At 74.7% G+C, this 10,891-nt stretch carries 9 protein-coding genes; 4 read left to right on the top strand and 5 right to left on the bottom strand.

Annotation, left to right across the window (positions count from 1 at the left end; genetic code table 11):
• Positions 1–288 precede the first annotated feature (288 nt).
• Positions 289–867, bottom strand: a complete 579-nt coding sequence (locus D476_RS0128255; RefSeq protein ID WP_017627250.1) for an SACE_7040 family transcriptional regulator — start codon at positions 865–867, stop codon at positions 289–291.
• A gap of 144 nt (positions 868–1,011) precedes the next feature.
• On the opposite strand from D476_RS0128255, the gene D476_RS0128250 reads away from it, so the two are divergent.
• Genes D476_RS0128250 through D476_RS0128240 form a run of 3 tightly spaced genes read left to right on the top strand, consistent with a single transcriptional unit; the run spans position 1,012 to position 5,981 of the window.
• Positions 1,012–2,622, top strand: a complete 1,611-nt coding sequence (locus D476_RS0128250) for a carboxyl transferase domain-containing protein (RefSeq protein ID WP_017627249.1) — start codon at positions 1,012–1,014, stop codon at positions 2,620–2,622.
• 27 nt (positions 2,623–2,649) lie between these two features.
• A complete protein-coding gene (locus D476_RS0128245; protein WP_017627248.1) occupies positions 2,650–4,806 on the top strand; it encodes an ATP-binding protein in 2,157 nt (718 codons plus the stop codon).
• A 5-nt stretch (positions 4,807–4,811) separates the two neighbouring features.
• A complete protein-coding gene (locus tag D476_RS0128240) occupies positions 4,812–5,981 on the top strand; it encodes an acyl-CoA dehydrogenase family protein (protein WP_017627247.1) in 1,170 nt (389 codons plus the stop codon).
• A gap of 81 nt (positions 5,982–6,062) precedes the next feature.
• Here the strand turns inward: D476_RS0128240 and D476_RS0128235 are convergent, their stop codons facing one another.
• A complete protein-coding gene (locus D476_RS0128235; protein ID WP_017627246.1) occupies positions 6,063–6,614 on the bottom strand; it encodes a hypothetical protein in 552 nt (183 codons plus the stop codon).
• A gap of 268 nt (positions 6,615–6,882) precedes the next feature.
• Between D476_RS0128235 and D476_RS0128230 the strand changes: the two genes are divergently transcribed.
• Entirely contained in the window at positions 6,883–8,232 is a 1,350-nt protein-coding gene (locus tag D476_RS0128230) for an NAD(P)/FAD-dependent oxidoreductase (protein WP_040728221.1), read from the top strand.
• Between the two features lie 95 nt (positions 8,233–8,327).
• Here the strand turns inward: D476_RS0128230 and D476_RS0128225 are convergent, their stop codons facing one another.
• The 3 genes from D476_RS0128225 to D476_RS0128215 form a co-directional block, all read right to left on the bottom strand.
• Positions 8,328–8,534 (bottom strand): heavy-metal-associated domain-containing protein, encoded by a 207-nt coding sequence (locus tag D476_RS0128225; protein WP_017627244.1) that lies wholly within the window; start codon positions 8,532–8,534, stop codon positions 8,328–8,330.
• 31 nt (positions 8,535–8,565) lie between these two features.
• Positions 8,566–8,853, bottom strand: coding sequence for a metal-sensitive transcriptional regulator (locus tag D476_RS0128220; protein ID WP_017627243.1), 288 nt, complete (start codon positions 8,851–8,853; stop codon positions 8,566–8,568).
• A 170-nt stretch (positions 8,854–9,023) separates the two neighbouring features.
• Positions 9,024–10,523 (bottom strand): FGGY family carbohydrate kinase, encoded by a 1,500-nt coding sequence (locus D476_RS0128215; protein WP_017627242.1) that lies wholly within the window; start codon positions 10,521–10,523, stop codon positions 9,024–9,026.
• Positions 10,524–10,891: the final 368 nt, after the last annotated feature.

Below are 10,891 nucleotides of genomic sequence, written 5' to 3'. Positions count from 1 at the left end.
GGGTGGTCTCCGCCCCCCCGCCGACAGGCGGGGGCAGCGGTCACGGCACCGACACTGAGACCGACACTGAGGCGGGCCGCCCCAAAGCCGTGACGCTCCGCCGCCCCGGTCGAACGGAAATGCCGCGGACGTGACCCGCTTGCCCGGCACGCCTCCCCGCTTTCACCTCGAACGGCTGCGTTGCTGCACAAGCGAGGACCCGCCGCGCATGTCCATGGACGATGCAGTACGTCCCCGAGACTCAGGCAGCGGTTCTGGCAGCGCCTTCGTTCGGCGCCTTCGCCGGGATCATCGCGGGTCGACCAGCAGGGCCGCCCGGCCCATGCGGAAGAGCAGCTCGGCCATGGCGTCCGGGGCCAGCTCGCCCGCGCTGTGCGGGGTCGAGTTGAGCAGCCCGAAGGTGGCGTGTACCGCGGCCCGCAAGGCCTGCCGCCCCTGGCCGGGCCGCAGGCGCGCGAGCACGCCCACCCACTCCTCGGCGTAGCCGCGCTGGAGCTGCCGGATGCGGCGCCGCTCCGGCTCGGGCACGTTGTCCAGCTCGCGGTCGTGCACGGTGATCAGAGCGGGCTCGCCCAGGGCGAAGGCGATGTGCCCGCGCAACAGCCCCTCCAGCGCCTCCTCGGGCCCCGGCGCACCGGCCACCACGCGCTCGCCCTGCTCGGCGAGGCGCTCGCTGACCTCCAGCAGCATCGCCGCCAGCAGCGCCTCCTTGCCCGGGAAGTGCCGGTACAGGGCGGGGCCGGTGGTGCCGACCGCGCGCCCCAGGTCCTCGATGGAGGCCCCGTGGTAGCCGCGCGCGGCGAACAGCCCCGCGGCCGCCCGCAGGATCGCGGCGCGGCGGGAGCCCGCCGCCGCCCGCTCGGCCATGCCCCGCTCCCCTCGCTCGCCGTCCGCGCCGGGCGATCGTACCGGCCCGGTGCGGTGTGACGCTGGACACCGATGTTAGTCATCACTAACATCGACGATGTTAGCGGCCATTAACCCAGAGGGGAACCGATGAGCAGGGCACCCGTGCTCTCCTCGGCGGTGGACACCGGCGGCGCAGCGTTCGCCGCCAACGCCGAGGCCAACCGCGCCCTCGCCGCCGAGCTGCGCGAGCGCATCGCCCGCGCCGCGCTCGGCGGGCCCGAGAAGACCCGCATCCGGCACGTCGAACGCGGCAAGCTGCTGCCCCGCGAACGCGTGCGCGCGCTGCTCGACCCCGGCTCCCCGTTCCTGGAGCTGTCCCCGCTGGCCGCCTGGGGCCTCTACGGCGAGGACGGCCACGACGCCCCCGCCGCCGGGATCATCACCGGGGTGGGCCGCGTGGCCGGGCGCGAGGTGGTCGTCGTCGCCAACGACGCCACCGTCAAGGGCGGCACCTACTACCCCATGACCGTCAAGAAGCACCTGCGCGCCCAGGAGGTCGCCCGGCAGAACCGGCTGCCCTGCGTCTACCTGGTCGACTCCGGGGGCGCCTTCCTGCCCATGCAGGACGACGTCTTCCCCGACCGCGACCACTTCGGGCGCATCTTCTACAACCAGGCCACCCTGTCCTCCGAAGGCGTCCCGCAGATCGCCGCCGTCCTGGGCTCGTGCACCGCCGGGGGCGCCTACGTGCCCGCGATGAGCGACGAGGCGGTCATCGTCCGCGAGCAGGGCACCATCTTCCTCGGCGGCCCGCCCCTGGTGAAGGCCGCCACCGGCGAGGTCGTCAGCGCCGAGGAGCTCGGCGGCGGCGAGCTGCACTCGCGGGTCTCCGGGGTGACCGACCACCTCGCCGACGACGACGCGCACGCGCTGTCCATGGTCCGCGACATCGCCGCCACCCTCGGCCCCCGCGACGAGCCCGCCTGGGAGCGCCGCGAGTCCCGGCCCCCCGCCCTGGACCCCGACGAGCTGTACGGCATCATCCCCACCGACACCCGCACCCCCTACGACGTGCGCGAGGTCATCGGGCGCACGGTGGACGCCAGCGAGTTCACCGAGTTCAAGGCCGAGTACGGCACCACGCTGGTCACCGGCTTCGCCCACATCCACGGCCACCCGGTGGGCATCGTCGCCAACAACGGCATCCTGTTCGCCGAGTCGGCCATGAAGGGCGCCCACTTCATCGAGCTGTGCGACCGGCGCCGCATCCCCCTGCTGTTCCTGCAGAACATCTCCGGGTTCATGGTGGGCCGCGACTACGAGGCCGGGGGCATCGCCAAGCACGGCGCCAAGATGGTCACCGCCGTGGCCTGCGCGCGGGTGCCCAAGTTCACCGTCGTCATCGGCGGGTCCTTCGGCGCGGGCAACTACAGCATGTGCGGCCGCGCCTACTCCCCCCGCTTCCTGTGGATGTGGCCCAACGCCCGCATCTCCGTCATGGGCGGCGAACAGGCCGCCTCGGTGCTGGCCACCGTGCGCCGCGACCAGAAGGACGCCCGCGGCGAGGAGTGGAGCGCAGAGGAGGAGGAACGCTTCAAGCAGCCGGTGCGCGACCAGTACGAGCACCAGGGCGAGCCCTACTACTCCACCGCCCGGCTGTGGGACGACGGCGTCATCGACCCCGCCGACACCCGCACCGTGCTGGGCCTGGCCCTGTCGGCCGCCCGCCGCTCCCCCCTGGAGCCGGTGGGCTACGGCGTCTTCCGGATGTGAGCGGGCGTGGACGATGAGAGGTGGACGATGACGACGACCGACCCCCGCGAGCGCTCCCGGGCCTGCCGGCCGGGCTCCGCGCCGTCGGTCCTGGTGGCCAACCGCGGCGAGATCGCGGTGCGCGTCATGCGCACGCTGCGCCGCCTCGGCATGCGCTCGGTCGCGGTCTACAGCGACGGCGACGCCGGGGCCCGGCACACCCGCGAGGCCGACGAGGCGGTGCGCATCGGCGGCGCCGCCCTGGCCGACAGCTACCTGAACGGGCCCGCGATCATCGACGCCGCCCGGCGCACCGGGGCGTCGATGGTGCACCCGGGGTACGGCTTCCTTTCGGAGAACGCCGCCTTCGCCCGGCAGTGCGCCGAGGCGGGGCTGGTGTTCGTCGGTCCCCCGCCCGAGGCAATCGAGGCGATGGGCGACAAGATCCGCGCCAAGGAGGCGGTCGCCCAGGCCGGGGTGCCGCTGCTGCCCGGCTTCGCTGAGGAGCCCGGGGCGCCGCTGTCCGACGCCGACCTGGCCGCGGCCGCCGACAAGGCCGGGTACCCGCTGCTGATCAAGCCCTCGGCGGGCGGCGGCGGCAAGGGCATGCGGCTGGTGCGCGACCCCGCCGACCTGGCCGACGCCGCCGCGGCCGCGCGCCGGGAGGCCGCCGCCGCGTTCGGCGACGCCACCCTGCTGGTGGAGCGGTACGTGGACCGGCCCCGGCACATCGAGGTGCAGGTGCTGGCCGACGCCCACGGCACCGTGCTGCACCTGGGCGAGCGCGAGTGCAGCCTGCAGCGGCGGCACCAGAAGATCGTCGAGGAGGCGCCGTCCCCGCTGGTCGGCCCCGGCCTGCGGGCCGCCATGGGCGAGGCGGCGGTGGCCGCCGCCAAGGCCTGCGGGTACGTGGGCGCGGGCACCGTCGAGTTCATCGTGCAGCAGGCCCCCTCCGGCGGATCCGGCGAGGTGGAGTTCGCCTTCCTGGAGATGAACACCCGGCTCCAGGTGGAGCACCCGGTCACCGAGGAGGTGGTGGCCGTCGGCGGCCGCCGCGGGGTGGACCTGGTGGAGCTGCAGCTGCGGGTGGCCCAGGGCGAGCCGCTGCCGTTCGCCCAGGCCGACGTCGGCCTGGAGGGGCACGCCGTGGAGAGCCGCGTCTACGCCGAGGACCCGGCCCGCGACTTCCTGCCCACCGGCGGCACCGTGCTGCGCCTGGACGAGCCGGACGGCGCGCACGTGCGGGTGGACTCCGGTCTCGACGAGGGCACCGCGGTCACCTCCGCCTACGACCCGATGCTGGCCAAGGTCGTCACCTGGGCGCCGGACCGGGCCTCGGCCCTGCACCGGATGGACGCCGCCCTGAGCCGGTACACCCTGCTGGGCTGCGGCACCAACGTGGCGTTCCTGCGGGCCCTGGTCGCCCACCCGGCGGTGGCCGCCGGGGACCTGACCACCGGGCTGACCGAGCTGCTCCGCCCCGAGCTGGCGCCCGGCGGGGACGCCGCCGTGCCGCCGGAGGTGTACGCCGCCGCCGCGCTCGACCACCAGCTCGGCCTGGAGCCGGAGGGGCCCGGCGCCGACCCGTTCGACCTGCCCACCGGGTGGCGCCCCGGTGAGCGCGCCTGGACCACCTGGCGGCTGCGGGCGCCCGGCCGCGACCCGGTCGCGGTGGAGGTCCGGCGGCTGTCCGGGCCGGACGCCGCGCCCGGCGCCCCGGTCGACTACGAACTGCGGGTCGGGGACGCCGGGCCCGAGCGGGCCGCCGCCCACCGGTCCCCGGACGGGCGGTCGCTGACCGTGGCCGCCGAGGGGCGCACCGTCCGCTACGAGCGCGCGGCCCGCGGCGGCGAGCTGTGGCTCGGCCGCGCCGGGGCCGCCTGGCCGTTCACCGACGCCCCCGCCATCGCGCCGATGCGGGGCCCCGCGGCGGCCGGGGACGGCACCCTGCGCAGCCCGATGCCCGGAACCGTGCTGGCCGTGCCCGTCGCCGTGGGCGACCGGGTGGAGGCCGGGAGCCCCGTCGTCGTCGTGGAGGCGATGAAGATGGAGCACGCGGTGACCGCCCCCGTCGGCGGGACCGTCGCCGAACTGGTGGTGCGCCCCGGCGACGCGGTGGCCATGGACGCCGTCCTGGCCGCCGTCGCCCCGGAGGACGCGGAGACCCCGCGCGAGACCGACACCGACTCCCCGACCCAGGAGTGAGAGCCGTGACCAGCACGACCAGCAGCAGCGCACTGTCCGCCGAGTACGAGGAGCTGCGCCGCACCGTCGAGGCCTTCGCCCGCGACGAGGTGGCGCCGGTCATCGGCGACTACTACGAGAAAGGGGCCTTCCCCTACGACATCGTGGCCAAGATGGGCCGGATGGGCCTGTTCGGGCTGCCGTTCCCGGAGGAGTACGGGGGCATGGGCGGGGACTACTTCGCCCTGTGCCTGGCGTTGGAGGAGCTGGCGCGCGCCGACTCGTCGGTGGCCATCACCCTGGAGGCGGGGGTGTCGCTGGGGGCGATGCCGATCTACCGGTTCGGCACCGGCGAGCAGCGGGAGACGTGGCTGCCGCGCCTGTGCTCGGGCGAGGCGCTGGGCGCCTTCGGCCTGACCGAGCCGGGGGGCGGGTCGGACGCGGGCGCCACCCGCACCACCGCCCGCCTGGAGGACGGGCAGTGGGTGATCGACGGCACCAAGTCGTTCATCACCAACTCCGGCACCGACATCACCGCCCTGGTGACGGTGACGGCGGTGACCGGCCGCAAGCCGGACGGGCGGCCGGAGATCTCGACGGTCCTGGTGCCCTCGGGCACGCCCGGGTTCACCGTCGGGCAGAAGTACTCCAAGGTGGGGTGGAGCGCCTCGGACACCCGCGAGCTGGTGTTCCAGGACTGCCGGGTCCCCGAGGAGAACCTGGTGGGCGAACGGGGGCGGGGGTACGCCCAGTTCCTGCGCATCCTGGACGAGGGGCGGATCGCGATCGCCGCGCTGTCGGTGGGGCTGGCCCAGGGGTGCGTGGACGAGAGCCTGCGTTACGCGGGCGAGCGGGAGGCGTTCGGCTCGGCCATCGGCGGCTACCAGGCGATCCAGTTCAAGATCGCCGACATGGAGGCGCGGGCGCACACCGCGCGCCTGGCCTACTACGAGGCGGCCCGCAGGATGCTGGCGGGCGAGCCGTTCAAGAAGGAGGCCGCCATCGCCAAGCTGGTGTCCTCGAACGCGGCGATGGACAACGCCCGGGACGCCACCCAGGTGTTCGGCGGCTACGGCTTCATGAACGAGTACGCGGTGGGCCGCTTCTACCGCGACGCCAAGATCCTGGAGGTGGGGGAGGGGACCAGCGAGGTCCAGCGGATGCTCATCGCCCGGGAGCTCGGGCTTCCGGCGTAGGGGCGGCGTGGTCGGCGGAACGCGGCGGGGCGGCCCGGCCGTGGTGCACCGGGCCGCCCCGACCGGCGGTCGTCCGCGGGGCTAGGTCAGGCCGCCCGTCACGCCGTCCAGGGCTCCGGTGTCGACGCCTTCGGTGACGCCGTCCACGGCCCCGGTGTCGACGCCTCCGGTGACGCCGTCCACCGCGCCGGTGTCCACGCCCCCGGTGACGCCGTCCACCGCGCCCAGGGCGTCGCCGAGCGCCTGCAGGTCGGCCGCCGACGCCGCCTCACACAACGTCTTGACCGCGGAGTTCAGCTCTTCCTGGGCGTCGTCGGCCGTGTCGGTGGCCGTCTCGCCGGCGGTCTCGGCGGGCTCGGTCGCGCCGTCCGTCTCGGCCCCGGCGGCGTCGCCGGCCGTGTCGGCCGCGGTGTCAGCGGCGCCTTCGGCAGTGTCGGTCACCGCTTCGGTGTCCAGCCCCTCGGCGGCGTCGCACACGGCGGTGATCGCCGAGAGCAGGTCGGTCTCCTGGGCCGCCTGCGTACGGTCCCCGTCGTACCCGTCGTACTCGTCCGCCGATGCGGTGGTCGCGCCCGCGCACACCAGGCCACCGGCCATGAGGGCGACGGCCGCCGCCTTGCTGACACGCTTCATGGTCTCCCCTATCTCGGGTCTTCTGGATTCCGGGAGACCGGCGGGAACGGGGCCCGCCGGTCACATTACGATATCAAATCGTAACTTTCAGTAACCATTGTGGGGTCATCGAAGGCTGAACCCCCGGTATCGGAATCCGACCATCCGCAAATCCCGGTCAAAGGGTGTGCCCCGCTGGCGCGTCGCCCTCCCCGTCGGCGTGTCCCGCGATTAGTTTCGGCAGGGGGACGCCCGGGCAGCGGGCCGTCGAAGGGGGAGTGGTACGGCTATGGCACGTCCCAGGATCGTGGTGATCGGCGCGGGGTTCGCAGGGCTGCACGCGCTGCGCCGCCTGGAGCGGCGCATCCCGCGGGCGGCCGCGGAGATCGTCCTCATCGCGCCCAACGACTACATGCTCTACAGCCCGCTGCTGCCGCAGGTCGCCTCCGGGCTGCTCACGCCGCAGTCGGTCGCGGTGTCGCTGCACCGGGTGCTGCGCCGCACCCGCATGGTGCCCGGCACCGCCATGGGGGTGGACACCGGCAGCCGCACCGTCGTCATCGAGAAGATCAACGGCGAGAAGTGCACCGAGCGCTACGACCGCCTCATCCTGGCCCCCGGCAGCCTCACCCGGGCCTTCGACATCGCCGGGCTGCGCGAGCACGCGTTCGGCAACAAGAACCTGGCCGAGGCGGTGGTCCTGCGCGACCACGTGCTGGCCCAGCTCGAACTCGCCAACGCCAGTGACGACCCGGTCGAGCGCGAGGAGCGGTGCCGCTTCATCGTCGTCGGCGGCGGCTACACCGGAGTGGAGACCGCCGCCTCACTGGAGCGCCTCACCGAGGACATGGCGCGCCGCTACCCCGAGCTGCGCTCGCTGATCAGCTGGCACCTGGTGGACATCGCCCCGCACATCCTGCCCGAGCTGGGCACCAAGCTCGGCGACGAGGCCCTGGACCTGCTGCGCGGGATGGGCATCGAGGTCAAGCTGGGGGTGTCGGTCAAGGAGGTCACCGAGAACCGGGTGACGCTCACCGACGACCGGGTGCTGCCCTGCCGCACGCTCATCTGGACCGCGGGCACCACGCCGAGCCCGCTGATGTCGACCCTCGGCGGACGGACCGACCGGGGGCGGCTGGTCGTGGGGGCGGACATGGCGGCCGAGGACCTGGACGGCGTGTTCGCCCTGGGGGACGCGGCCGCCGTCCCCGACCTGGTGAAGGAGGACGGCGCGTACTGCCCGCCCACCGCGCAGTTCGCCCAGCGGCAGGGCGTGGTGGCCGCCGATAACGTGGTCGCCTCGCTGCTGGGGCGGCCGCTCGCCCCCTTCGTGCACCGGGACCTGGGGCTGGTGGTCGACCTGAGCGGCAGGGACGCGCTGGCCAAGCCGCTGGGGTACGAGCTGAGCGGGCTTCCGGCGCTGGGGGTGACCCGCGCCTACCACCTGGCGGCGGTGCCGTCCGCGCCGTCGCGGGCGCGCGTGCTGGCCAACTGGGTGATCGACGCGATGCTCGGCGGCGAGGTGGCGCGCCTGGGGTTCCACCACGGCAAGCCGTCGGCGTTCGTGGACATCGAAGGCGACCACTACCTGGACGGCGAGACGGCCGAGGCGGAGGCGAAGCGGCTGGCGGGCGCCTGAGGACGGGGACGGGCCCCGCCCGCGCGGCCCGGCGGGACGACGGCGCGCCCGCCGGGGAGGGCGGGCGCGCGGGTCGGTCGCCGCGGGGCGCCGGGTCAGCCGGAGACGGTGTACCCGGCCTCGTCGATGGCGGCCGCGAGGCGGTCGGCGGGGATGGGCTCGTCACTGGTGATGTCCACGCGCCCGCTGCCCAGGTCGACCTCGACCGAGGTGACCCCCGGGATCCCGCCGACCTCTTCCTTGACCGAGCTCACGCAGTGCTCGCACGTCATGCCGCTGACCGTGATGGTGGTGCCGGCCATTGGGGGCCTCCTCATTCCGTTGGCTCCGGGGTCAGGAGCGCACCAGGCGGGCGATGGCCTCGGACGCCTCGCGCACCTTCTCGTCGGCCTCGTCGCCGCCGTTGGCGACGGCGTGGCCGACACAGTGCTTGAGGTGCTCGTCCAGCATCGACAGGGCGAACGACCGCAGCGCCTTGTTGACCGCGGCGGTCTGGGTCAGGATGTCGATGCAGTAGTTGTCGTCCTCGACCATCCGCTGCAGTCCGCGGACCTGGCCCTCGATCCTGCGCAGCCGGTTGATGTGGCTCTGCTTGTCATCGTGGTAGCCATAGGTCGCCATCCGGGTGCTCCCCTGCTCGTCAGTGACTGCGTCCATCAATATACCCCCTCGCGGTATCCAACCTCGCGTTGTCGGCCGACATTCCGCGCGGTGCAACCCTATGGCGCGCGGCGAAAGGGGACATACCGTCGGCGGTGGGGCAGGGCGGGAGGAACGGCGGCCAGGAGGCGTCAGCCCGCCGCCGCGGCCCCCTGCGCGGCGCCGTCCGCGACTCCCTCCGCGCCTCCCTGTGCGTCCTCCTCCCACAGGGGGCGTGAGGCCGCGAGGCGGGCCAGGTAGCGGCGGTAGCCCGCGTCGTAGTGGGCGACCAGGCCGGCGGGGGGATCGGCCGACACCGGGGCGTCCGTCCACGCCGCCTCGTCGGCGTCGGCGCCCAGCGTGCGCAGGCCCGCCAGGACGGCGCCGCGCGCCCCGGCCTGCGCGCCCGGCGCCAGGGCCACGGGCCGTCCGAGGACCGCGGAGAACACCTCCACCCACGCGCGGCTGCGGGCGCCCCCGCCGCACAGGGTCAGGCGCCCCTCCAGCCCGGCCGCCTCCAGGCAGTGCCGGGCGGCGAAGGCGATGCCCTCGCACACCGCGCGGACCACATCGGCGGGGCCGTGGTGGAGGCTGAGCCCGTCCAGCTCCCCGCGGGCGTACGGCGACACGAACGGGGCGCGCTCGCCCGACGGGGCCAGGTAGGGCAGGACGCGCAGGCCGCGCGCCCCCGGCGGCGACCCCTCCAGCAGGGACTCCAGGTCCGCCACGGGGCGGCCGGTCAGGCGCAGGGCCCAGTCCAGGCTGGCCGTGCCCACCATGGCGGGCATCGCGCGCAGGTAGGAGCCCTCGCCTGTGGCCAGCGACATCCCGGCGCGGGTGCCGGTGGTGTCCACCTCGGTGCGGGCCACCTGGCAGGCCAGCGTGGTCCCGACGATGAGCAGGCCGTCGCCGGGGCGGACCACCCCCGCGCCGCGGGCGCAGGCGGGCAGGTCGTAGGGGCCGGAGGAGACCGGGGTGCCCTCGGGAAGACCGGTCAGTGCGGCCCCCTCGGCGTCGAGCGGGGCCAGCGGCGGTCCGCCGTGCACGGGAGGGAGCAGGGCGGCGCGGTGCTCCAGGCCGGTGGCGCGCAGCGCGGCGGGGGTGTAGCCCGAGGGGGTGCCGCCGAAGGGCATCGAGGCCTCGGAGGGGTCGGTGGCGCGGACCCCGGTGAGGCGCTGGAAGACCATGTCCTTGCAGTAGGCGGCGGTGGCGGCGCGGTCCAGGGTGTCCGGCTCGTGGCGGTCGGCCCAGGCGAGCAGGGCGGCCTGGGCGCCGGGGAACAGGGCGCCGCCGGTGGCGGCGAACACGTCGGCGGCGGCGCCGCTGCGCTCCCACTCGGTGATGATCCCGGCGGCCCGGCCGTCCATCCAGGACATGGCGCGGCGCACGGGGCGGCCGCTGTCGTCCAGGAGCCAGAGCCCGTCGCCCTGCCCGGTGAGGGCGAGGAGCCGGACGGGTTCGCCCGACCGCTCGACCAGGGCGCGCACGACGGTGCCGACGGAGGCGGCGACCGCTTCGGCGTCCTGCTCGACGTGCCCGGGGGCCGGGTGGTCGAGCTCCGTGGGAACGGAGGCGGTATCGACCTCCCGCCCCAGGGAGTCGAACGCCACCGCCTTGGTGAGCGAGGTGCCCACGTCCACTCCGATGTCCATCCGCCGCCACCGCCCCATCAAAATGTGTGTGAACTTAACATCAACATTGACGAGTTATTTGTATGGTTATGCCCCAGGTCACGTCAAGCCTGGCGGCGACGGACATGCGGGGGAGGGGCATGCCCGTGTCCCCGCGTCGGGCGCTGGGGTCGGCGAAGCGCGGCGGCGGTGGCGGCGGTGCTTGCGGCGCCGCCGGGCTTCGGGCGTGCGGGTGGCCGCCGCGATCAGTGGCGACCGGGCCGGCAGGTGCCCCGCTCACGGGCCCCGGCCGGGCGGCGGGTCGGCGGGGTGCGAGGTCGAAGGGCGGCGACGACGCGGGTCGGCGGCCCTTCCACCAGCGTTGTCGGCCGCCGGGCGAGTGCATGGTC

The organism is Nocardiopsis chromatogenes YIM 90109 (assembly GCF_000341185.1).
GTDB lineage: Bacteria > Actinomycetota > Actinomycetes > Streptosporangiales > Streptosporangiaceae > Nocardiopsis_A > Nocardiopsis_A chromatogenes.
This window is presented reverse-complemented; position numbering and strand designations above follow the sequence as displayed.